The organism is Pseudoalteromonas xiamenensis (genome assembly GCF_017638925.1).
In the GTDB taxonomy this organism is placed as follows: domain Bacteria; phylum Pseudomonadota; class Gammaproteobacteria; order Enterobacterales; family Alteromonadaceae; genus Pseudoalteromonas; species Pseudoalteromonas xiamenensis.
Genome location: NZ_CP072135.1, coordinates 266,954 through 291,374, shown reverse-complemented (window position 1 = coordinate 291,374; position 24,421 = coordinate 266,954). Strand labels below are relative to the sequence as shown.

Sequence of the window (24,421 nt, the reverse complement as noted above, 5' to 3'; positions counted from 1 at the left end):
ATTCACATACAGCCTTTCAATATCGTCTCATTAATTACTGTTTTATTTTTACTATTCTCAGAGTTACACCACGATAATCATTTACAGACTTTTACCGCTATCTCGACCACGCATAAACACAACTAGTATGTACAACAACAATATTAATAGTGAAATTTAAGGTCATATCACGTATCTATCTGATTGCGAGTACATGATTCATCTTGTTTTCAGCTAAACTGAGTATAATCCCGCTCTTTTTCTCAGTTTGTTCCTATGTCTTCGTTTCTTGCGTTTTTTAAAAACATTAATTGGATGCTCTGGTCTTTGATCCTTGGTATCGCGGCCGGTTTACTTTTCGGTGAGCGAATGGCGGCTTTACAGCCTCTCGGCACTGGCTTTGTGAAATTAATGCAAATTACCATTTTCCCTTACATTGTGGTCAGTCTTATTGTCGGCCTTGGTAAATTTAGCCAAGCACAAGTGAAACAAGTTCTTGGCAAGGCGACCTTAGTGATGTTACTTCTTTGGGCTGTCGGGCTTGCTGCCATATGGGCCTTTACACTCACGTTACCAAAACATGATGCTGGTACATTTTTCTCGCCCGCCTTGGTTGCACCAGCAACTCAAATCGACTTTATTTCTCAGTACATTCCCGCCAACCCTTTTGCGTCGATGGCTGAAGGAAATGTACCTGCCCTTGTCATTTTCTGTATAGCGCTCGGTATGGCGCTTATTCCAAATCAAAGTAAACATGTTCTACTTGATGTGCTAGATGTGGTAGGTCAAGGGCTTAGCGTCATTTCAAAGAAGATCATCGCTCTTTTCCCTATTGGTATCTTTGCAATGACTGCGAGTACGGCTGGGACCATCAGTCAGGCTGAACTCGCCAATTTACAAGTTTACTGGGTGATGGTTATCTGCCTTGGGATCTATTTAATGTTAGTGCTGCTGCCCATGTTAGTTGCAGCCATTACCCCAGTAAAGTATCGCGATTTTATCTTTGTTTTACGCAACGCTTGGATCACCGCGTTTAGTACAGGTAATGTGTTTATCGTGTTGCCGGTCATAACTGAAGGCATTAAAAGTCATTTGCGTAAAATCAAGCAAAGTGACGAAACATCGGATCATATCGCAGAAGTATTAGTTCCGATTGCTTACACCTTTCCGAGTCTAGGAAAACTCACAACGTTGTTGTTTGTTACATTTGCCGCGTGGTTAACTGGCAACCCTGTCGGAGTTGAACAAATTCCCAACATTACCTTAAGTGCAATGCTGAGCTATTTTGCTAACGTCCATATAGCCATTCCCTATTTGCTCGATGTGCTTAAAATCCCAGCTGACAGCTACCAACTTTATCTTTCTATGTCTGTCTTGAGCGCAAAAGTCGTTTCACCAACTACGGTGGTATACATCTTCGCATTCGTCTTTATGACCATTTTTTATGTGCGTAAACAATTACACTTAAAACGCATTCGCTCTTTTTATTATCTCAGTCTATTGGCTGCTCTTTTACCTGCATGTATGTTTGCCAGTTTTACAGCAAATCAGTGGTTGGCAAAAAATACACAGGCTGCAGATGAAGTTATTGCCAACATGGTGGTTGCCGATACTGTCCCCGCAGCTGTATTGAATCATGTACCAAAATCTTATCAATTTGGCGATATGGCGCTGACCAATGTGGATGTTATCCAAAAGCGAGGACTTCTACGTATTGGGTATCTCACTGATAACGTTCCCTTTTCATACTTTAATCAAAAAGGCGAGTTGGTTGGATTTGATATTGCCTTGGCACATAAACTTGCCGCAGATTTAGGTGTAAAGGTTGAGTTTATTCCATTCAAAAAACCGGATTTGACAGAATACTTGAACAAAGGGTATTTCGACGTAGCAATGTCTGGGTTGGAGATAAACGTCAAAGATCTAGCAAGAGTACGTTTCTCAAATCAAGTTATGACCTTACAACTCGCCCTCGTTGCGAAAGATCATGAATTAAAGCGATTTGCAAAGCGCGATGATGTACTAAATCACAAAGAGTTAAAACTCGCACATGTAGAATATGGAGCCTTACTCAGTAAAATTAAAAACAGCTACCCGCAAGTCAAGCCTGTGAGCATCCCCAACATCAAAGCGTACTTTGATCATCCTGAAAAGTATGATGCCCTCGTAGTCAGTGCTGAAGCCGGATTTGCTTGGAGTATGTTCTATCCAGAGTTTGGCGTCATTGTGCCTAAAGGTGCTGAACGTCATTATCCTATTGGACTTGCTGTAGCACGATACAATCAAGATTTGCTGAGTTACATCAATGGGTGGCTGGAAATTCAAAAAGCCAATGGCACGGTTTCAAACACTTACAATTACTGGATCCTTGGTCAAAATAGCCAAACCAGAGTAAAACGTTGGTCATTAATTGATGAGTGGCGTGAGTAGTCCACATCAAAATTGGGACAGGAAATCATCTTGAGTCCGATAATGCATCGCACTCAAGATGTCCTAAAGCGATGGCAACTCAACAAGTCTGAAATAGACCAGACCGACCGTGAACAGCGTTACAGCTAACTGAGCAGCAAGAAGCTTCATATTAAACTTCAAAGAAATCGACTTGTGTTTAAACAGCTTTCTTGCGACCAAAGTACCAATAAAAAGCCCAAATGAACTGACAGCCACGAGCATTCGCTCTGAAATACGGGCTTGAGGCTTGCTGACTGCACGGCGTTTATCGAGCCAAAACAAGGTAATAACAACAAAGTTTATCAGCATTAAATAGACTAAATAGGGTTGCCAAACAGATACACTCTTAAGCGTAAAAAACAACACAATCCAAATTGTCGTAATTAGCTGCAACCCTTTGATGAATTTCAATGTCTTTGGGTAGATTACGGCGCTCAAAATAAACTCACTTAATTAATGCTAGAATAGATTTAAATTCTGGATGATGGCAGTTTTCCAACCACATAAAGGCGACGCTCTCCAAGGGCAAAACCCAAGCACCTAGCGCGTGGAGTTGATTGAGTGCTTGCTGCCGATGTCCGCTGTCACGAGATGCCACGCCGTCGCTTAACAAACAAACCTTCTTACCTTGCTCAAGCAGGGTTAACGCGGTTTGAAAGACACAAACGTGACTCTCTACCCCTCCCAGCACAAAGGTGTCTTTCGATTCGTCATTGAGCTTAGTAAACATGTCCTGTACCGGTGCTGCAAAAGAATATTTCACCAAGGTATTTTCATTTTGTAGCTTTTCCACGGTTTTACCCAAGCCCTCGGGATAATGTTCAGTGACCAACCTTGGAATATCGAGTTTATCCGCTATTTGAGTTGCCTTGAAAAGCGTATGTGTAACTGTACTAAAATCCGGTATTGCTTTCTCTAATTTGTCTTGCATATCAATAATCAGCAAAACACTTTTCTCTCGTTTTAGTATCATTATCACATGTCCTTTTGCGCGTAATTTTGTCCTAATTCACTTTAAATCGAGTTGCGCTGAATTGATTCAAAATGCGATGGATAACATACACAACCATCAGGGTTGCGACAATGGCCACCAGCACACTCGACATTCGATACATTGCGCTAAACACCAAATCATTGTTCGGGGCCAAATATTGACCAAACAAGATCCCTATTGTGGTGAGTCCACCAAAGCCAGTGCCTGAAGTCCATTGATTCTTTAACATGCATATAGCTAAAAAACATTGCTCCAATCCACAACAAAGGAACGACTAACAGTAATATGTCCGACCATCCCCAGAGCAATAGCTGCGCCGCTAGACCAAAACTCACTCCAAGTATCGTACCCATAGCTCGCTTTCTGGCGTAAGTAAGCGCGCCGTTCCAATTCATCGGAAACAGCAATAACACCGTTGTCGCTTGCGCAGACATGGAATCGCTGAGGTTCAGTACTTGGAATACAATGAACGACAAGGTTGCTACTGTTGCTCCTAATAGCATTTCATGCCGGATCTGGTTGGGTTGTTTTGCCGCAGGTGTGGGCGGAGCTACCCGCGTTTCCACGTCAGGAAGTGCATACCCCATCAAATAGGCAATCAAAACAGAAAGAACGCCCGCGAGTAAATTACCAAACACCAGTTCATTCAAATCTGTGGACGGGTAACTCTGAAAGTGCAACATAATGCTTAAACTTATCACGCCTGTCGCACCAAACAGGAAAAGCGGACCTTTAGCCATACAATGGAATTTATAGGCGAAAAGCAAAAAAGCCGTGATAGTCATTAACACTGGGTGAGACGCAAGTGCACCTGCAAGAATGCCCACTTCCAGTGCACACACAATGCCTGACGCGACGAGCTGCCGAGCTGCGTGCGCAGACATAACTGGGACTAAACCCAATAACAGCATTGGCAACACAGTAAAGAAGACGCCGAAGTTCCAACCAAACAGTTTACTCACCGTGAATCCAATCGACGCTCCACCTGCGATACGCAAACATTGGCGAATATCGTTTTGATTAATAGGATGAGTCCAAAGCTTCATTCTTTTACCTTAGTAAACATAATGGAGGACGCTGAGCAAATGGATTTGCGCACGAGCAAGCCAAGCTAAAAACGTATTTGATGGAACCAGCTGAACGGTTGCGCGAGCACCTGATGGAAGTGCATTGGCGTTTTCATCATTGACGGTGAAATGTAAACGCATTCTCTGGGCGTCTCGAACCCAACGATTTGACACCGTTGGCGTCGCTAAACGACCATTCGCTTCAATTTGGCCGTTACTAACACCTGCATCAAGACTTTGGATCTGAGCTGTGAATACTTGTCCCGGACGGCTATCAAATGCAATTAAAGCTGATTGTTTAGGTTGAATTTGACGAAGATTTTTTTCACGAAAATCTGCAACGACATCTACGTTATCCGCTACAAGCGCAATGAGCGGAGTACCCGCGGTTGCATAAGTGCCTGACTCAAGTTGCAGATTCGTCACCACGCCACTATGTGAAGCGACAATATTAGTATAAGAGAGATTCAATTCCGCCTTTGCCAACGCATTACGTGCGATTTGAACATTTAAGTTTGAATCATCGGTTTTTCCCCGAGAAACAACGAGGCTCTTTTAACTTTGCTTCTGCCGCAACCCGGTTTGCTTGTGCCGCTGTCGCGGCACTTTGTCCATCATCACGGATCTGCGTAGAAACCACATGTTGTTGAAACAAAGCTTCTAATCGAGCAGCTTCTCGCTGCTTTTGATCCGCAACTATTTGAGCCGCATTTACTTGTGCTGATGCTGCTGCAATCGCGGCGTCTAGCTGTGCATTGTTAAGTTCAACTCGTTCAATATCGAGTTTGGCCTGTTTAACGGCTAATTCGAAAGAAGTACTGTCTAATGAAAATAGCTTATCGCCTTTTTGAACCTGTTGGTTATTGGCGACATAAATTTGTGCTATTTGACCACTAACTTGAGGTGCTACTTTGGTGACCACTCTTGTTGCCATCGCTTCTGGCGTCACTGGCATGAGCAGATCAGCAATCAAAAAGTACCCGAATACCAATGCAAAAAACATACTGGCGAAACGAATCCAACGAGCAAATTGTTGATCGGGCGTCATTATTGTTTCTCCTCATGATTAAAAGCAGCCAGTTGGTCTAGCGCATTTTTTGCGATAACACTGAGCACATGTGCAAAAGCAACTTGCTCCTGCTCACCCAAATCGGCCAAGATGTGCTGCCGCACGCGTAGAATCTCAGATTCCATTTTTTCCAAAAGCACTTTGCCGTCAGCCGTTAAACTCACAATGCGTGCGCGCTTGTCTTGCGTACAACACTGGCGCGTTATCAATCCTTGCTCTTCCAGTTGCGAGAGTGTTCGCATTAACGAGGGCAATTCGATTTCCAAAGCTTCAGCCAATTGCTTCGTACTTAGGTGATCGCCCAAACGCTGCAACTTTAACAGCGCTGTCCACCTTGGATGAGTTAAACCGAGTGGTGCTAATGCTTTGTCCGCAACGGATTTCCACAAACGGGATACGCGCCCTAACTGCTCGGCAAGTGAAAGCTGCATAAAGGTTGATAGTTCTTGAGTCATTGGAAACTTAATTTACTTAGCATGCTAATCAATATAACTTAGTTAGCATGCTAAGTAAATTATTTTATACGTAATGACTTGTACCTCTCTGCTCTTGGCATGCTTGAAAATCGCAATCAACTTAGTGAAATGGCTTGAATATTGAGGGAAAAAAGCGATGTAGTTCACCATCTCTTGGCATTACGTTCAGGGTTGCACACAGTCAGAATTTTGAGGGAATAGGTTTAGTCGCTGTGATTGAGGCTCGGCATGTGGTCCGCACAGGAGAATTTAATCAAGCCTGTAATTTGAATTGAATGGGACTCATCATTTGGCAAAGTGTCGGCGCACAGCTCAAAGAGCCGACGGGCATTTTCCCGTCACATGTTCTTTGCTAAGCGCTGCTCGTTAACTAGCCCGAGTAGATGGGCAGTTGCCGTAGCATCCGCAAGCGCTCGGTGATGGTCACGTAGTTCAATGTCGAGTGCAGTACATAATTTACCCAATGAATATGATGTGTGACCTGGTAAAAATTTTCGTGCAAGCTGAACCGTACACAATTTCGGTCTTTGAAATGTTCGCCCGTGTCTTAAAAAACTTTGTTTCAGAAATCCGTAATCAAAATTAACGTTATGTGCAACAAAAATCCCCTCTTGAAGCTTCTCTGCAACGACATCCATGATTTCGCCAAATGTCGGCGCACCTTGCACCATTTCATTACTAATTCCCGTAAGTCCAATAATAAATTGAGGAATTCTTCGTTCGGGATTTACCAAACTCGACCAAGAATCCACTATTTCACCATTTCTGTATTTCACAATGGCTATTTCAGTAATTCGATCATTTTGCGCTTTTCCACCGGTCGTCTCTAAGTCAACAACAACGTATAGCTGTTTGGGGTCGAGCTGCCATTGAACTGTTTGCACCCCAACCTTAAAGCCAGCCTGAATTAACGCACGGATTGAAACGAGTTGGTTTCGTCGAAGGACATCTCCCGGTGCTTTTATCTCCTCAAAACGAAGACCGGCTCCATCGACAATGACGAGATCAGGATAACCATCTTTTAATCCTTTGAAATCTTTAGTCATAGCTAAAAGATGGGCTTTTATAGACTCTATAGGTGCATTTTCAAGCAATAAAATTAAGAGCTCTAGCAATTCTGAATGCCAGTGAAACAGCGAGTTTGGTTCACCAAAATAGCGTGTTGAATGGTCAATTAGTAGCTTCTTTAGATCATTTGAGGTTTGAATTGACGCTAAACGTGTATCCACTTCATTTGCTAAAACACGATAAAACTGGTTTTGCTTTAGGACTTTCGGCGTACGCTGAAATTCATTGAACACACCTGATTTTTCATGCTCGTACAACTCACGCCAAAATACTAAACCAAATAGGACTCGCCACAGGGTATTTTCAACATGCAAAGCGGAAAATCCAAGCCGATGATAATATTCACATACGCCTTGTTCTACTTGATTCTTAAACGCTTCATCGATCGCCAACGTCGACACACTATTTCGAAGTACATCGGTGAGAATACTCGTTCGTTTGTGTTCAAATTTGCGTTGCCAAAAATCTTCAGCAAACAAAATCAGTTCTTCGTTTTCAGGCTCGGCCAGCACTCCCTCAAGCAACGATTTACACGTTGCAATATCGCCATTTTGGAAATGTCGCCGTATTTTCTTTTCAATCGCTTTAGGGTGCTCGCTTTGCATAAAACAGTGTTCTGCGAGTACTTCGTCAATTTTCTCTAACTTCGTAGACATTCGAAGGAGTAGATGGTGATAACGTTCAATTAACGCAGGTTCATCAATGTGTTTTAACTCGCTCAAAGCATCGAGTGCACTACGAGCCGTTGAAACCAATGCTTCTTCGACCATCGTTTTACTGATGGCTGTCCACTGTGACAAGTTAAAAGCAAATTGTGCAATGGCAATATCGTCGAAGCGCGCTTGCTGAAATGTTGATTTGTTTTGTCGTGTAGACAAGATCCCCATGTCACGCAATGAAAATTGATTAATTTGACCCGACCCTGAACCAAAGAATAGAAACTGCCAGTAGTCAAAATCAGTTTGTGACCCCAGAATAATAAACTGTTTGGCAAACTCACTATTAATAATTAACTCGCTGTATTGTGTGTCAGTCAGATAAGCCTGCCATTGAGCTTTCTTCGCTGATTTGCTTATCCCCGTTAAATTCAAATCACACGATAACGCTTGAAGCTGAGTTTTGTTTAAACTCAGCAGAAACTCATTAAGGTATTCAGAACTTAAGGAGCAAACCCATCCACTCTCAAACAGCTCCAAAATTCGCGTAGGTACATCATCTATTTCTTTATAAATAAGCGTTGTTTGTTCAAAAACTTGGTGCTTACGAGAAAACAGACGAATGAGCAAACACAAGGCATCTTCAGATAACACTTCGAGAGAATGAAACCGCGCCAACTGTGCTTCATTTAGCAGTGACAGGCTGGTACTGCGAATAAAATGCCTCAGTTCATTAAAATGAGTTAAGTAGTACTTTTCAGGTAAGATAACTTGAGGCATAACGGCTCATTACTGTTTTTTTAAACAGTATAACGAACTTACCTAAAATTGCTATGCTTCCATCGACTTGGCTGAAGCTAGAAAGGCATTACCGCTGATAACATTTCTTAATTCAAAAATGAACAACTCAATAATCCTAAAACTTTTAAGTAATTTTTAACAAAGAACACAGCTGTTATCTTTATAATCACGTACAAATTTTCAACACAAAAGAAACACAAACCTCACTCTTTATAAATAATTAAAAATAGTATTTACAACTCTATTTAATTCACCTACAGTACCCATTTTCTATACACAACAAGGAAAGACTATGAAAATCTCATTTAAGAAAAAAAGAATTAAAATCTCTATCGAGTGATAAATCTAAATTACTTTCGCCCAACACACCAAATGTATTTGGTGGCAACAATGGAGCAGGACCAAGCATTGGTAAAGTGTCAAAGCTCATTTATGCCTGTGAAAAAGAGTAACACGTAGCTTTTTGATGGCCTTGACTTAGTTCAAAGGCCATCAGTAAACATTTTCACGAACTAAATAGAGTTGAATTTCGTCATAGAAATAGGTTTAGAGACTCTTGAATAGAAATTTTCACTACACTGCTTTTGCATGAAAATTTAAGATTTAAACTTCTTCATAAAATGTTATTTATAAAATAACAGAAACCTTAAAAACACAACAAACGATTAAATAAAAATATAAAACAAAACCCATCAAACCAGCCATAAAATATAGAAAAAACATTAATGCATAACAAAACACAATATAGCTATACCATCAATTACTCTCATTAAATAACAAAAAATATAATGACGTGAAATGAATTAAATACACTATTACAGTAAAAAAGCCTAAAGCGATGAGTAAAAGGACGCATTTACAACTTACGTCCTTTGGATATTGAAAACCATTTTAGCTTCTGACACGCGTAAAAACAGCATGTCCATTAAAGGGTTATGAGATTGTCACATTGCATCTAACTTACACTTAATACGTGTCAGCCTTTCTAATGTGTAGTTATGCGCCTGTTGCGCCACTTCGTAGGCATTGGGGTACTCATTTGGCTTATCCACTTCTGGTATCCAATATTTTCGGCGAGACAGCCTTAACCCATGGTCGAAACCACCAACAGCATTAAAAATTTCCACCGCAATAGGTCCATCGAAATGCGTCAAAATTGGCGTAAAAATATCCTCCCAAGGTAACCAACAGTTCACCAAGTCACCTCTATCTGGGGGTGAAGCTTGCGCATAATGAAGACGTCCTTGGCCTGCAATTGCTTTGATTTGTTCTGCATAAACGGTTGGCCCATCCCCGTCGAGAATTTCTTGAGCGCTGTCGAGTACGACGCCAACCGTGGGATTCTCGATTCCGTCTAGGAATGACATCAATTGTGCCAGTTTATTTGGACCAGGGGTCTCCCAATGACTAATTGGTTCAATCGCTAGCTTTACACCTTGTGACTGAGCGTACCGGCCGAGAATTTCAAAACTTTCCTTCGCCGTGTCATATCGTTTGGCCAATTCGTCTTGCAGACCGTCGCTCCATACCTCTTCGCCATTTGGTGCCTTCACAACAAAGCCGCCATACGGTATTACCATCGGCCCCATCATAATTTCACCACCAAGGGCCTTGGTGATATCGACTCGTGACTTTAGATAGGCGATACCAGCTTCGCGAATGGCCTTACAGGAAGAACTTGGGTCACAATCAGGTGTTGCACCTACGTTTGTTGCCACTTTAATATGGTTAAACCCCTCTTCATCCATCCGCTTTCTAAAGGCTTGATAGGCTTTAAGCTCGTCCTCATAGGTAGGGTACTTGTAAGATGTTGTCTGCTCTCGACCAGGGTGAAATTCAAAACCACAGTAACCCATCGAAACTAGATGGCGCATGTGCACTATCGCCTGATCTAGAAATTCACCATCTTCAATCGAGAAGTTGGACCCGAACATAAAAAAGCTAAAGTACATGTCTGTTTTTTGCTGCATGTGCGTTTGCTCCTATTCCTTGGCGTTACAAACCAATCACTTCTCGCAAATATTTACGAGCCATCTGCGCGTAAAGTAATGGCGTCGCTTTTGCTGGGTCTTGTTCCGCTTCAACGACCAGCCAACCTGCAAAATCCTTATCAGCCAGCGCTTGTAAGATCTCTTTGAAATCAATGCAACCTGCAGGATCGCCCGGTACTGTGAAGACACCTCGCAATATAGCTTCTTTAAAGGAAAGGTTGTTGTCTAAGCTATAGTTCATCACATCTTGGCGAATATTTTTAAGATGAACATGTTTTATGCGGTCACTGTATAAGTTAATAAATTCGAGGTTATTGCCACCTGCGAAATGCAAATGCCCTGTGTCCAAGCATAAATGTACACAGTCGGGATCGGTAAGCTCCGCTAATCGTCCAATCTCGTCCATGGTCATGACACCGGTTCCCATGTGATGGTGATAGCACATTTTCACACCACAACAATTTGCTTTGTGGCCTAAGGTGTTTAAACCATCAGCAAGTCGCTTCCATTGATCATCGTTAAATTTCGGCGCATTTGGCACTAACGCTATTGGTTGTTGATGTGATGAACCACCCAACTCAGCAAGCACAAGATCACCACTTTGCATTTGTTTGATAAATTCAATTTCTCTATCGAAATTCTCAAGCGTACTTTGGTACATCTCATTAATCGTAAAATAAGTACTTACCCAAGGCTCTGACATTTTCAAATTGCGCATATCAAGTTCACGTTTGAGTATAACAGGATCCGTTGGATATTTGTGACCGCGGCTACATCCCTCAAACCCCGCTAAAGCCATTTCGCTAACAATTTGGCCAAAAGGAATTCCAATGTCGATGTCTGGAAAATCATCGTTTACCCAACCAGTGGGAGTGATCCCAAATTTGACTGCACCCGCTGGAAACATAGTGTGATTACTCATTTTAAACTTCCTGTCGTTGATGGTGTGAATTAGGTTCATGTTTGGACATGCAACGCGAGCCTACCTAAATTTAGTACTTGGCTTAAACTGCCAAGCATTGTCGAAATTGATTCTGGGTGGCTGGCTCCATGAACCATAACCAGGTCCCTTTGCACCAGACGGATTCGCATCAATTGCTTGCCAGAGTAGGCCTTCTGTATAGGATGCGGAGCTGACAAAAAACGTCGTATCCTGCTCACTCTTGCCAAAGTCTTCACGCCAACTGTTTGGCAATTGATACCATGTGCCTGTATACCAAAGCTTAATGAGGTTGCGCGCAACGGGGCCTAATTTCATATCCCCTAAAATTTGCTGACGAATACCATTGATAAACATTGTTTCATCGGCAGACGCCTCATAAACAGCACTAAACGTTGAAAGCAATTGTTCAACGATGTCCTCGCCGACAATATTAGTAAGTGTTTGCAAATAATCACTCACCTGCCCTGTCCCATTCAGCGCAAAGGCATTGAAATCGGTCAGTGCACCGGAAAGTTCAACAAACTGATGCACTTGATACTCTTCCTTGACCATTATGCTGTCTCCCAAGTTTTTATACTTTTTGCTTTTACACTTATCGAGTCATACCTCATCTCAAAGGTTGGTCCACCATTCATTAACGGATTGCTAGGTAAAGGATTTCGGATAAGCTGACTTGCACATTCTTTTAAACGAAACATGCCACAAACAGCGCCGATTAAATCCTCCTGACCTCCTCTAAAAGCACGGTTAATCGTTGTTAGAAAGGCCTGATAGTTTTCATTAAATTGCAGTGCGGCCTGTTTTAGTTCTGAGTCTTCAGGGAAATCGGCAACTTTCGGATTGCATTTCACGGGATATACGTTTTTGTAGTCCACCTCAAATTTTTGCCCCGTCGGATGCCCTGGTGAATCGCCAGTTTGGTAGTATTGCCCTAGCTTCAATTGCTGAAAACGGTAATAGTGAGACAACTCTCCTTGTTCATTAAATATTTGATGGGTATGCCCTTCACCTTGTTCAATAATCAATTCAAGCGCATTTAGTGCTGTTGTTTTGTCGAAAACTTCTACTACTTCCCCACCACCTGAGTAGTAATAGCGATTGGATACCTGAAACCGCGGATCACCTATAAATATGGTTTCACCTTTTCGATTTGCTTGATCTTCTAAATACTCAATGCCTTCTCGAATGGCTTCGTAAAAATCACCAATACTATAAAAACTGTAAGTAGACGATTTAAGAGGTTTGACTGCTTTCAATTCAAAAACATGGTGGTTACTTCTTTTGACACATCCTTTCAACTCACTGTCTAACTGTGGTCCCCGCTTTGAGGGTCGTTCAATTTGAAGGAACGTATCGAGTGTTGTAGAAGAAAACTTATCAATAGAAACTAAAAACTCAGACTCTCCATCAGGCAGATAGGTTGGGTAACTTGGCACAAAATCCTGTGCTTCAAAATCTGGATGTTTCCCCAGTGCATTTAATACATTCGCAGCCAGCGTAATATGGAGCATTTCTTCCACCAATACTGCCCGAATAATTGCGCTTGCTTCTGGGTTTGTTTCAGTCTTTATGCTGTATAAGGCAGTTAAATAAGGCGGAATTGTAGCGTGCTCCAACTGTACTGCGGCATCGAGCATTTGATACAAATCTTCTATACAATTTATCACTCTGTCACTCATGGCCTGCTTCCTTTGCTAGTCGAAAATCGGAATTTGAGACAATTTTCACGGACTGCTTACTAATTTCATCCAGAATGTATTCACTCGTTTTAAAGCACAGTGCAGCTAAGGTTAATGTGGTGTTCGACGTACCGATACTTGGCATACTGCCTGACCCCACCAAGTACAAATTTGGGTGATCCCACGAGCGTTGATGTTCATCAACCACTGAATTGTCCGCACTTGTGCCCATCACGTGAGTGCCAGAGAAATGATTTCCACCTCTAAAATAGTAGTTTTCACCTTGGTAGTTGAAGTAGCCGTAATCAAGTGGTGAATAGCTAGAGAAATCTTCCGCTCCAAGACGTTGGAAAAACACCTTGGACGTCTCGCGCGAGTATGCAATACCCGCTTTGGAATAATCGGACAGATTGTAGTTGATAATGGGGCGCATGTTCCCAAGCGCATCTTTGTACTCAGGGTCCACAGTAACTCGATTACTCTCATCCGCAACTTGCTCAACCATATAAGCAAACAACAATTGATTTGAAATACGATCTACAACACTTTTGCGCAACTCTTTACCGAATCGATTTTGTTCATCAACTAAGGTTTCAATATCCGTAAACGGTGAACCTGTCGCCCATCCCCAACCATCATTATGAATATCAATACCAAAAGGAGCTTGTTTTGCGCGGCTACGGCCATAACGAAAATCTGCAACACCAGACGTACACTTAGTACCACGCATAGTCCCAGCCGCTTCAGGCAATAGACCCCAAGCCAACAGATAGGTATGGTCCATTAAGTTTTTACCCATCAAACCACTTGAACTCGGCAATCCTGACGCCAGCATTAATCTGGCGTTTTCGATTGCATTGGTGGCAAGAATATATTTGTCTGCGCTCACTTTCGCGAGCGTAAACTCAGAGCGTTCAGTACTCGAGTAATGTTTAAATTCGATGTGCTTAACACTGTGATCATCGCGATTAACCACAACTTTGCTCGCTACCGCCTGAGGTAAGAAATCGACTAACCCAGTCCGCAATGCATCTAATAGTGTTTTTCTTGCATCGTACTTTGCTTGGACAGGGCAAATCGGTACGCAATTATTGTTACCTTGACATCGGCCTCCTTGTTCGACTTGATGCGAGCTAATTGCACCAACAGGCTTGAACCCACTACCATTGTCATAACGTTCATTGGGTATTCCATTTCGACCTTGTGGGAAAGGCCGGACAGTAACTGTATGTGTTTCGCCATACAGTTCAAACTCGGCGCCATCAATGCCTTTGCCAACGATTTTGTCTAGGTAGGATGGTGGTAAGCCATACATAGGGTAAACGTAATTTTCTTCATACTTAATACCGTAGAACCCTTGCTCTTCCACATTAGCAGACACGCCAATTTCCCGTTCAGCTAGACGATAGTAGGGCATTAAATCGTCGTAGCTGATAGGCCAATCTAGTCCAACGCCATAGGTACTCTTTATCGCAAAGTCTTCCGGCAACATTCTGAGAATTTTTGCTTCCCAGTGCATCGTAGTGCCGCCAGTTACTCGTGTGTACGTACTATCTAATGCCAAAGGACCTCTTTGCACCATATAGCCCTTTGTATCATCAACTCCCGGTGTCAATTTGCTCACATCAGTTGATCTTGGCATTGGGGCATTTGGGTTTTCAGGGTATGGGGCGTTGTTGTCTTTAGAGGGGTTTCGGTAGTAGTTACTTACGTACTCTTTAAATCCGGTGTAGGTCATGTCTTTGGCGGGCGCGGCTTCGAGTATTAATACTCTATACCCTTTCTGAGTGAGCTGTTTTGCAAGTATTGCCCCACTTATCCCTGAACCAACGATGCAAGCGTGATACTCAGATTTATTTGAGCGTTCAATCGCTTGTTCTAAAGTGATTTGTTGCAGTGTCGAAATTGAGTCGTTCATTTAGCCTTTCCTTTGCTATCACCCATTAACAACTTGGTTAACATTTTAGCTAGAGTGAGTGTAGCAGAGATTTCAAAAAGCAAATTAATTGTTGGAATCAAACATCACGGTTCAATTAGCGAAACCTCAACAAACATCAAAATTAACAACAAAATACCTAAAAATAAGACCAAATTCACACAAAAAGTAAAAATCCAAGAATTTCAAAGGCAAACTTATCGAGACAAATAACTCAAAAAAATATTTTCGATAGCAAATCAATCATTTGTTAAATAGTTATTAATTTTCAAGAGAAGAATCGAAAATCGTGTTTATACTTTGAGTGCGCTTAGATGCGTATACAACGGATTGCGAATGTGAGGCTTGGAGTAATTTAAATTAGTTGTATGTTTGGCTTCTCACACAAACATTCCGAGAATTTGAAATCTATTCATTGAGTTGATCTTGGAAAAGTTATGACTAATCAAACAAATACAGCACTGTCTGCGGAAAGCGAATGTGCAACGTCTATCGCCGCAGAACCATTGGACAAATGGGCAGTATCGGCACGTCAACACGTACTTGAAAAGATGATAGCTAACATCTCTCCTGACGATGGCGAGCGTGGCGCAGTACTGGCTTCTCCATCTCGGTCTAACCCTAACTACTACTATCACTGGATCCGTGACGCGGCTCGAACAATGAGCGAAATTGCAAAACTAAATGGTTTAGATAAGAAAAATTTTAAAGACCAAAACTATGAAAGAATGATTGAGTACGTTGAATTCTCCAAGATCAATCAAACTACCCCAACAATAAGCAATAGCCCTGGCGAACCAAAATTTAAAGTCACAGGTCAAGCGTTTAACGGTCCTTGGGGTCGCCCACAAAATGATGGGCCTGCACAGCGCGCCCTTACCTTGACACGTTGGGCAAATATTTTGCTTGCGAACAATGAGAAAGATTATGTCACTGGGACGTTATATGACGGACAAGAACCTTCTTTTAGCCTTATCAAAGCCGATCTGGATTTCGTCGCAAACCATTGGCAAGATCCGTGTTTCGATTTGTGGGAAGAAGTAGATGGCACGCATTTTTATACGCGTATGCTACAACGAACAGCACTTCGCGAAGGCGCTGATCTCGCTACGCTATTGAATGATAAAGGAGCGGCTGATTACTACAATCAACAAGCTACCTTAATTGAAAATGCGTTTGACGACTTTTGGAATGAAGAAAAACGCTACTACGTCGCAACACTAAATCGCGTTGGCGGCTTAGACTATAAAACATCAAATCTCGATGTTGCAACGACACTAGGCGTGTGTCAGGCATTGTCAGACTCCCACCCATTTTTAAGTGCAGACAACGATAAAATTCTGGCAACCGCTTATGCGCTCCATCAAGCATTCAATCCTTTATATCCGATAAATTCTATAGAACACATTGAATCTGGAGAGCCGGTTGCTCCGGGAATTGGACGTTACCCAGAAGACAAATATGCGGGCAGCGCACCACTTGGTGAAGGTAATCCATGGTTTTTGTGTACTGCATCATTGGCAGGTGTTTGCTACAAAGCTGCGGCACTCTTTGCTGAGCAAAAAACGATTGAAATCACGCCATACAATGCTGACCAATTGAATCTCGCGGCACAATTAATTGACGAAAATGTAATTCTCAAGTCAGGTGACAATTTCAATAACAAGACAAAAGTATTCAAAACCATCTTACTTGGTTTAAAAGCGTTAGGTGATGCTTACCTGCGACGCATTCAAATCCATGCAGGTGAAAATGTCTCGTTATCTGAGCAGTTTAGTCGCTATAACGGATACATGACCAGTGCAAATGACCTTACGTGGAGTTATGTATCTGTTGCTATCTGCATTGACTTACGCAACGCACTCAAAATTTAAACATGCCGGAATCTAAGCCAAAACGTTTTGGTTTTCGGACCGCCTTATTCTTCACAATCCCGTTGTATGTGATGAGTGCTGTGCCCGTATCGATAGCGCACAGCTAACCCGATTGGAAATGGCGTCATCTGCCATTTCCATCTCTAACAATACGGACGTTGAATGAACTCTCGAATCACGCGTGAAATAAACGCAATTGGTCTCATTAAATATCAACGAAACTCGCTACTTACGAATTTAGTGACACGTTGTTCGATGTTAGAAAGACCAATTCACCCAGTTCTGTCTAATCTCAACGCCCCCTTTAAGCTTTCTAAGTTTTTTAATTCATTACAACTACCCAAAAGAACTCGGTGCCAAATGTCAGTGTCACCTTGTTTTGTGTCCAATCATCAGTCCCTTATTGACGTAAACTAACCCGTGAGCAACAAGACATGAATATACCTATTACCGCCCCAATTAAGATAATGGTAAAACGCGTGAACGATGTACGTATTCACACGTTCATCTCTTCCTACGAAGGCGACAACATTGCCAATGCGACACATATCATTGAAAGCAAAAATGTGCTGGTTTTAGTTGATGGCCAATTTTTGAAACCGTATGCAAAACTCTTTCGGGAATATGCGGATAGCCTTAAAAAGCCGATTGCTCGACTGTACTTATCTCATCGCCACCCAGATCACTGGTTTGGGTTAGGGGATGCATTCAGCGATATTGAAATCTATACACTGCAAGAAACCATTGACTTTCTTAAAGAAAATGGAGAAGCGTCTCGAGAAGATCATATTCCCAAGCTTGGCGATCTTGCACCTGATACAGTCGTTATACCGAAAAACGCGGTCAAACCTGGTATCGAGGTTGTTGATGGTGTGACGTATATTATTGAGAAAATTGTCGATACTGAAATTGACTACGGGATCACATTAAAGCTACCCGATTTGGGCGTCTATATCGTTCAAGATTTAATCTACAGTGGCACGCATCTCTACCTTACTAAATATTTAGACCACTGGATGGCGCAGTTTGAAGACATGCTTACGTCAGACTACGACTTGTTTCTGCCAGGTCATGGCGAACCAGCAGATAAAAAAGAGGTAACGGAAAACCTTAAGTACCTCATTGCAGCAAAACAAGCCATGGCCGATGGATTAAAAGATGAGGCATTTAAAGCCTTTATGTTGCAACGCTTTCCCACGCGCCAATGCCCCGCAATTTTCAATATTTATCTGCCCCGCTTATTTGACGGCGCTAGTGACTTTTAATCGGTTGTAATTACGCTTTTTCACTAAAAGGAGATTAAGCATGGAAACAAAATATACTGTAGGGCAATACCTTACTGAACGACTTGAACAGCTCGGTTTAGGTCATCTATTTTCGATTGCCGGGGATTACACGATTGAGTGGATCAATGAACATATTGAACCAAGTAGTATTGAGACTCGTCGAGGAAGTTAACGAACTGAATGCAGGCTACGCGGCTGACGGTTACGCAAGAATTAAAGGTATCGGGGCGATGTGCTTCACTTATTCAGCAGGCACACTAAGTGCGGTTAATGCGGTAGCTGCAGCGTACGCTGAGCGTGTACCGGTTGTAGTCATTAATGGGGCACCAAGTATTAAGAAACGCCTAACCGCCCAACAGACCGGATTCATTTATCACCATATGCTTGACGGCGAAACCGATTTAAATGTTTACAAGAATATCACCGCGGCGGCCGTAAAACTGGATAACCCTGATTTAGCACCAATGCTGATTGACTTAGCACTGACTCAATGTATTTCTCAAAAAAGACCAGCCTACATTGAGCTGTTAGAAGACATTGTGCAATTACCCTGTCAACCACCTCAAGGAAAGTTGAAGCCTACCACAGTGATTGCTGATGACTCGAGCGTTAGCGCTGCGGTAACAAAGCTAAAAACCCGTTTGGAAAATGCCGAAAAACCTGTGGTTTGGCTGGGTGCCGAAATTGATAGAATGGGACTACATGAAGAAGCAAAAGCACTTATAAAAAAATTAAACCTTCCTTACGTTACTGAACTTATCAGCAAAGCCGTCGTGTCTGAAAATGATCCCTTGTTTGCTGGGGTCTATGACGGACAAGCATCCTCTATGCTCACTCAGTCATTAATTGCGAATTCGGATTTTGTGCTTGGCTTAGGTGTTTGGCTTTCTGACATCAACTCCTTAGGTGCAACGGTTGACTACGATAAAACAGCACTAGTGTCTTGGGATACCGTTAAATTCGGCACGTATTTTGAGGCCCAAGTTCCGCTTTCAAGTTTTATCGCTAGTCTGATGTCGCAATCCATTCAATGCTCGACAACTCAATGTATTGAACCTGCCCAAGTAACCCCTGTTGAACACTTCAGTGGTGCTATTTCTTACCAAGGTTTCTATGACTTTGTCCAAAGCAAAGAATTCATTAACGACAATGTGATTGTTGGTAGTGACGCAAGCTTAAACTTCTTTGGCGGCATTTTGTTAAAAGTGGGCGCACCTCGCGGTTTTGTTGCACAACCTACATACTCGTCGATTGGTTACATTGGTCCTGCAGCAACGGGGTTGAGCTTAGCCAAACAATCTCATCAGCGCGTTGTTGCATTCACAGGTGATGGCGGCTTTCAGATGACGGTGCAATGTTTGTCCACGCAAACGCGTTTCTCGCTAAACCCAATTATCTTTATCATGGATAACGGCGTTTATGGCGTTGAACAATGGCTTTATGACGCGGAGATATTCTCAACGGATCAGGCATTTTTCGAATCATGTGTCTTACACCGCTGGGAATACAGCAAACTCGCGGAGGTATTTGGCTGTAAAGGCTGGGTGGCCAACACCTACGACGAGCTAGAGAATGCAATGTCCGCAGCACTCGACAATGTGGATAGTCCGTCAATCATTCAGGTCAAAGTGCCGCAAAAATCTTTGCCAAATAATGCAAAATGGAAGAAAAAATAAGCTAATGTGTTTGCTAAAAGCTCGATTAGGCGGTCTCAATGTTGTTTTTTGAGGTCGCCTCTATTGTTTAATGTTTAACTCGATAGGCATCAATGCTTAATTCACTTTTGCCTTCCAATTCCCGCAATTTAAGTAAACGTAGCCTTTCCTAGATTAGCACATCACTTTGAAGAAGGTTATCGTATATCTCACAAAGCGCTGTTTGCTAGTTTATTACGTGTAAGGCGCACGCCTGTTTAAGCACAGAACAAGCGGGATAGCAGCAACAAAAAATACCATTGTTAGCAACCAAATAGCGCCTGTCCATTTGTCTTTAACGATATAGTAAAACGAAGAAAACAGCAGAGGAGCAATAATGGAAGCAAGGCTCACGATGGACATCAGCATTCCTTATAACTCTCCTTGATATGCTGAAGATGTTCGTTTGGCTGCTAAAGCTTGCAACACAGGCGTGCCAATAGTGCCCAATGAAAACAATGGAATGAACCAGTAAACTTGCCATCCTTGCCAAACCACAGCAAGCCCAAACAGCGACACGCATGCACAACTTAGTCCTAACAATACCGTATTGACGTCACCCAACCGTTGTTTAGCGAAATTAGCCAAGTATGCCTGAACAATAATCTGACACACTCCGAAAAATGCAAGCGACACGCCGATTGATAATGCACTCCAATGAAATGTGTCTGCTCCCCACAGCGCCCAACACACTCCATAGGCCTCGCCAGTCGCACTCAACAAAAAGAACAACAACATCAAAGGTTGCAGCGTTTTATCGGTTGCAAACATACTCAGTTGGCCAAATAAGTTTGTTTTGGCTAGAGTCGTTTCGTTATTTCCAGCTAAATTTGATTCTGGCAAAAAAATCATGGCTAAAAGAAGGTTTAACATTGTAAGAAATGCCGCAGCTATAAAGGGCACTTTTACATCATACTCCCCTAATACCCCTCCAAGTATGGGGCCTATTAGGAAGCCTGTTCCAAACATCGCATTCAACATTCCATAACGTTGAGAACGCTGGCTTGAGGTGGAGCGATCGGCAATATATGCACAGGCAACAGCCATTGTTGCACTAGTCATTCCTGCAACTGCGCGACCAACAAACAATACCGTCAAACTTGATGAGATTGAAAGCATGACATAGTTGACAGAGGCACCGGCTATCGACAAAACCAAAATGGGTTTGCGTCCAAACTTGTCGCTTAGTGCGCCTAAGACAGGTGAAAAAACAAATTGCATGGCCGCGTACAATGCGGACATTACGCCAAGATACATGGCGGCACTATCAGCATGTGTCGTTTGCTCAAGTAAAGCAGGTAAAACGGGAAAAATTAAACCAATGCCCATGGCATCAAGTATTACAGCAAGATAAATTACAATTAGCGATTTAGTCATCGTGTACAGTCCTGAAAAATCAGGCTAACACTTAAATAGGTGCGCGTTAACCTGACCGCATCCATGAAAAGATGCTGGAGTAAACGCTGACCATGTAGAACGCTACAGGGATGTGTGTTGCCAACTCGCATTGACAATTTTTCGCGAAGAGCAAAAGTCTATATTACGTTCGCCATTAAAACAACGCTTTCAAAAATAAACCTCCAACCGATGGCCTTGATGCTCCGAGAGCAGTGATCTGTTTATACCCGATGGTCGATTCACAACCCTTTTAATCTTTTCAACTGAATCATTACCACAGATACTGTATATAAACACAGTTAAATGTTATGCTATTTGCAAAAAATAACACCTAAACAGGACAGAAATAGTCATGCTTCAACACTTAGAACCAAACATGCCTCACGATTTCGATTTTATAATCGGAGAATGGGATGTAACGCATCGCCGATTGAAGAAAATTTTATGTAACTGTCAAGATTGGTACGAGTTTAAAGGCCAATCTTCGACTGTAAAAACGCTAGGAGGTTTTGGTAACGTCGAGGATAACCACCTTCACTTCCCAGACTCATCAGTGAGGGCGAAGGCGATTCGGTCTTACAATGCGACTACAAATGAATGGGCAATTTGGTGGTTGGATGGACGTAACCCGAGCACGCTAGATACACCTGTCGTTGGTCAGTTTTCAAATGGTATTGGTCATTTTTTTGCTGATGACCAATATGATGGAAAACCAATAAGAGTACGATTTATATGGGATTCAACCAATCCAGAGCTCCCAAAGTGGGAACAGGCGTTCTCTGATGACAATGGAAACACATGGGAAGTCAATTGGCAGATGACGTTCAGAGCGAAAAGTGGAAAAAACAAAATTTAAGTATCTGCACCAATTTCATTATTTTTATCGAATCGATTTCTACAAAGTAGCCTGTATAGAAACGTATAAAGTCGTCAAAGATGGCATTTTATACTTCGCGGTATCGCTGCTAGAACAAGCAAACTCGCAGTCAAGCTGAATGCGTTTCTCTACAACTGTCGGGTGCAATAAATGAAAAGTCGTCTAACCTAACCGCGTATTATGGGCCGGAAGCAGTCATCGGTTACACCACCATTTTGGGCGATCAGATGCGCTTCCAAAACAGGAGTGTATCAATGGGCGCTTCCATGTTTGCAAAACCAAGGATAAGCGGTACAGCGTCAATATTTGAACACTACGTTATTTGTTGCGGTTTGTATGATTACTTAAAATACCAGCCACGGCTAATGAGAAACCTAAAACTATCGCTAAAATTGCACAAGAAACACCTGCTTGCTGACCTGTAATGTTGCCAGAAATTAACTCTAACTGCACGGCAGTAAAGCTAAAATATGACCCGAGTAGCGCGCCTCCCACCCCAAAAACAACTCCAATAGATTTTACATTTTTCATGAAAATTCCCTATTTCATTTGAACACATATAGCTTAGTACAAGAAAGAGCAACAGAAAATGTCGGTATGCACAATTTGCAATACATGCTGCTACCCATTTTGTTGCCAATATTTGGGGGATTTGCCTTTTATAGCGACATAAGAAAATGGCCAAAGTACAAACCCCACCACCAAAAGATTAATGATACTTGCAAAGACAAAACTGACAGTACGTGCCTCGAATATCAATGCATGAAGAGAATATGCGCCTGCAATTAAAAATAATACAGCCACAGGTATCGCAAGAATCCGTATCACAGGATTGACTTTCTGCCCCGGCTTTAACAGTTTTTGAATTTCAAATTTATCCATATTTTAACATTCCATATTTTCAATTGATGACGCAAAGCACTATGCTTAGGGGCAAAAAAGTTTGGCTAAACTGCGCGAAGCGCGAGCCAAGCTTGTAAAATTCTTGCTTGAATGCCTTGTATGGATAATACACCCATCTTAATTACTCTTTTTATACCGATTTAGGGTAAGGTGAGGCCCAAGCTTTAGCTGCAACTAAAGCCTTCTTTTACAGTAGTTCGATTGAGTGATGGCTCCTCCATTGAGAGACCGATAACAAGAAAGAACGCTGTAAAAGACTCCAAGCATCACACTCGAATAGTCTACTGGGCCTCGAGTCCGCATTATGCAAGCAAGAGTTAGCTTATATGAACACGAAACCAAATCAAAGCATTAACATTGGCGTTGATACCGGTAAATTTAAACTTGATATTTACATCCGTCCGCTGGATATCTACTTCACCGTTTCTAACGATGACAAAGGGATTAAAGAAGCTATTAGCAAGATTAAAAAGCACCAGCCTGAGCGCATTATTATTGAAGCAACAGGTCGCCTTGAAATGTCATTCATTATGGCATGCGCTAAAGCTGGTTTACCTTTTGTAATTGCCAATCCTGTCCACGTAAAACGCTTTGCCGGGGCGATTGGTCAACGTGCAAAAACCGATAAACTCGATGCTAAGCTGATAGCCCATTATGGCGAGGCTATTAAACCTGCACTCTCTCAGCTCAAGCCTGAGAATATGCAGCTTATGAGTGATTTAGTCGCGCGTAGAAATCAATTGCTCGTTATGCAAACTATGGAGAAAAATCGACTCCAAATCTTGCCAAAAGAACTCGCTACAACGATTAAACCTATCCTGACTGCATTTAAAAATCAGATAGCTAAAATAGAAAGTAAAATCGTCAAATTAATCGAGTCATGCCCTGAATATCAAGCAAAAAATCATCTACTTCAAAGTATGAAAGGGATCGGTAAAATAGCTGCTGCATCCATCATTAGTAACCTACCTGAGACTCGGTTATATGACCAATAAACAAGCATCCGCATTAGTGGGGGTTGCACCAATAAACCGAGAAAGTGGTCGCTTTAAAGGGATGCGAAAAATACAAGGTGGGCGTCATCAAGTGAGGACCGTTTTATACATGGCCATGATGTCGGCAATACAATCTAACCCGGTTTTTAAAGGCCAATATCAAAAACTAGTGGCCGCCGGAAAACCGAAGAAAGTAGCACTCATTGCCTGTGTTAGGAAGATGATTGTTATCTTAAATTCGATGCTAAGAGACGGGGTAATTTGGGAAGCGCCAAAAGTCTAAA

19 protein-coding genes and 3 pseudogenes are annotated in these 24,421 nt (G+C 42.2%); 7 read left to right on the top strand and 15 right to left on the bottom strand.

Annotated features, from left to right (window positions below; translation table 11 throughout):
• Positions 1-255 precede the first annotated feature (255 nt).
• Positions 256-2,409, top strand: a complete 2,154-nt coding sequence (locus J5O05_RS19090; RefSeq protein WP_244370170.1) for a cation:dicarboxylate symporter family transporter — start codon at positions 256-258, stop codon at positions 2,407-2,409.
• Between the two features lie 63 nt (positions 2,410-2,472).
• On the opposite strand, the gene J5O05_RS19085 is transcribed toward J5O05_RS19090, so the two are convergent.
• From J5O05_RS19085 to J5O05_RS19035, 11 genes and pseudogenes are all read right to left on the bottom strand, one after another.
• The gene (locus J5O05_RS19085) at positions 2,473-2,868 is read right to left on the bottom strand and encodes a DUF1294 domain-containing protein (protein WP_208845197.1); all 396 of its coding nucleotides are present in this window, start codon (positions 2,866-2,868) and stop codon (positions 2,473-2,475) included.
• 7 nt (positions 2,869-2,875) lie between these two features.
• Positions 2,876-3,403 carry an isochorismatase family protein gene (locus J5O05_RS19080; RefSeq protein ID WP_208845196.1) on the bottom strand — a complete coding sequence of 176 codons (528 nt, stop codon included), beginning with the start codon at positions 3,401-3,403 and terminating at the stop codon, positions 2,876-2,878.
• Positions 3,404-3,434: 31 nt separating this feature from the next.
• Positions 3,435-4,470 (bottom strand): annotated as a pseudogene (locus J5O05_RS19075) (DUF2955 domain-containing protein).
• Positions 4,471-4,479: 9 nt separating this feature from the next.
• Positions 4,480-5,539 (bottom strand): annotated as a pseudogene (locus J5O05_RS19070) (HlyD family secretion protein).
• Positions 5,539-6,015 (bottom strand): MarR family transcriptional regulator, encoded by a 477-nt coding sequence (locus J5O05_RS19065; RefSeq protein ID WP_208845195.1) that lies wholly within the window; start codon positions 6,013-6,015, stop codon positions 5,539-5,541. Before J5O05_RS19065 ends, J5O05_RS19070 begins: the two are co-directional and overlap by 1 nt.
• A 359-nt stretch (positions 6,016-6,374) precedes the next feature.
• The gene (locus tag J5O05_RS19060) at positions 6,375-8,540 is read right to left on the bottom strand and encodes an exonuclease domain-containing protein (protein ID WP_208845194.1); all 2,166 of its coding nucleotides are present in this window, start codon (positions 8,538-8,540) and stop codon (positions 6,375-6,377) included.
• Between the two features lie 965 nt (positions 8,541-9,505).
• The gene (locus J5O05_RS19055; RefSeq protein WP_208845193.1) at positions 9,506-10,531 is read right to left on the bottom strand and encodes a sugar phosphate isomerase/epimerase family protein; all 1,026 of its coding nucleotides are present in this window, start codon (positions 10,529-10,531) and stop codon (positions 9,506-9,508) included.
• Positions 10,532-10,556: 25 nt separating this feature from the next.
• Complete coding sequence (gene iolE / locus J5O05_RS19050; protein WP_208845192.1) at positions 10,557-11,474, bottom strand: myo-inosose-2 dehydratase; 918 nt, start codon at positions 11,472-11,474, stop codon at positions 10,557-10,559.
• A 60-nt stretch (positions 11,475-11,534) separates the two neighbouring features.
• Complete coding sequence (locus J5O05_RS19045; protein ID WP_208845191.1) at positions 11,535-12,047, bottom strand: hypothetical protein; 513 nt, start codon at positions 12,045-12,047, stop codon at positions 11,535-11,537.
• The gene (locus J5O05_RS19040; protein WP_244370189.1) at positions 12,047-13,132 is read right to left on the bottom strand and encodes a ferritin-like domain-containing protein; all 1,086 of its coding nucleotides are present in this window, start codon (positions 13,130-13,132) and stop codon (positions 12,047-12,049) included. Before J5O05_RS19040 ends, J5O05_RS19045 begins: the two co-directional genes overlap by 1 nt.
• A 34-nt stretch (positions 13,133-13,166) precedes the next feature.
• Positions 13,167-15,092, bottom strand: a complete 1,926-nt coding sequence (locus tag J5O05_RS19035) for a GMC family oxidoreductase (protein ID WP_208845189.1) — start codon at positions 15,090-15,092, stop codon at positions 13,167-13,169.
• 455 nt (positions 15,093-15,547) lie between these two features.
• Here J5O05_RS19035 and J5O05_RS19030 point away from each other — a divergent pair, with 455 nt between their 5' ends.
• The 4 genes from J5O05_RS19030 to J5O05_RS19020 all read left to right on the top strand — a co-directional run bounded on the left by J5O05_RS19030 (position 15,548) and on the right by J5O05_RS19020 (position 19,946).
• Positions 15,548-16,984 (top strand): glycoside hydrolase family 15 protein, encoded by a 1,437-nt coding sequence (locus J5O05_RS19030; RefSeq protein WP_208845188.1) that lies wholly within the window; start codon positions 15,548-15,550, stop codon positions 16,982-16,984.
• Positions 16,985-17,418: 434 nt separating this feature from the next.
• Positions 17,419-18,249 (top strand): MBL fold metallo-hydrolase, encoded by an 831-nt coding sequence (locus J5O05_RS19025; RefSeq protein WP_208845187.1) that lies wholly within the window; start codon positions 17,419-17,421, stop codon positions 18,247-18,249.
• Between the two features lie 40 nt (positions 18,250-18,289).
• Positions 18,290-18,442: a hypothetical protein gene (locus J5O05_RS22935; protein ID WP_425281526.1), complete on the top strand. Its 153-nt coding sequence runs from the start codon at positions 18,290-18,292 to the stop codon at positions 18,440-18,442.
• Positions 18,396-19,946 carry a thiamine pyrophosphate-dependent enzyme gene (locus J5O05_RS19020; RefSeq protein ID WP_425281525.1) on the top strand — a complete coding sequence of 517 codons (1,551 nt, stop codon included), beginning with the start codon at positions 18,396-18,398 and terminating at the stop codon, positions 19,944-19,946. Before J5O05_RS22935 ends, J5O05_RS19020 begins: the two co-directional genes overlap by 47 nt.
• Before the next feature lie 213 nt (positions 19,947-20,159).
• On the opposite strand, the gene J5O05_RS22770 is transcribed toward J5O05_RS19020, so the two are convergent.
• Together J5O05_RS22770 and J5O05_RS19015 are read right to left on the bottom strand one after the other, a co-directional pair.
• Positions 20,160-20,327 (bottom strand): hypothetical protein, encoded by a 168-nt coding sequence (locus tag J5O05_RS22770; protein WP_341874737.1) that lies wholly within the window; start codon positions 20,325-20,327, stop codon positions 20,160-20,162.
• 9 nt (positions 20,328-20,336) lie between these two features.
• Positions 20,337-21,341 carry an MFS transporter gene (locus tag J5O05_RS19015; protein WP_341874736.1) on the bottom strand — a complete coding sequence of 335 codons (1,005 nt, stop codon included), beginning with the start codon at positions 21,339-21,341 and terminating at the stop codon, positions 20,337-20,339.
• A gap of 373 nt (positions 21,342-21,714) precedes the next feature.
• Here J5O05_RS19015 and J5O05_RS19010 point away from each other — a divergent pair, with 373 nt between their 5' ends.
• Positions 21,715-22,218, top strand: a complete 504-nt coding sequence (locus tag J5O05_RS19010; protein ID WP_208845186.1) for a DUF1579 domain-containing protein — start codon at positions 21,715-21,717, stop codon at positions 22,216-22,218.
• 339 nt (positions 22,219-22,557) lie between these two features.
• Here J5O05_RS19010 and J5O05_RS19005 read toward each other — a convergent pair whose 3' ends face one another.
• A complete protein-coding gene (locus J5O05_RS19005) occupies positions 22,558-22,770 on the bottom strand; it encodes a hypothetical protein (RefSeq protein ID WP_208845185.1) in 213 nt (70 codons plus the stop codon).
• Positions 22,771-22,860: 90 nt separating this feature from the next.
• Positions 22,861-23,121, bottom strand: coding sequence for a hypothetical protein (locus tag J5O05_RS19000; protein ID WP_208845184.1), 261 nt, complete (start codon positions 23,119-23,121; stop codon positions 22,861-22,863).
• Positions 23,122-23,468: 347 nt separating this feature from the next.
• Here J5O05_RS19000 and J5O05_RS18995 point away from each other — a divergent pair.
• Positions 23,469-24,420: pseudogene (locus J5O05_RS18995) on the top strand (IS110 family RNA-guided transposase).
• Position 24,421: the final 1 nt, after the last annotated feature.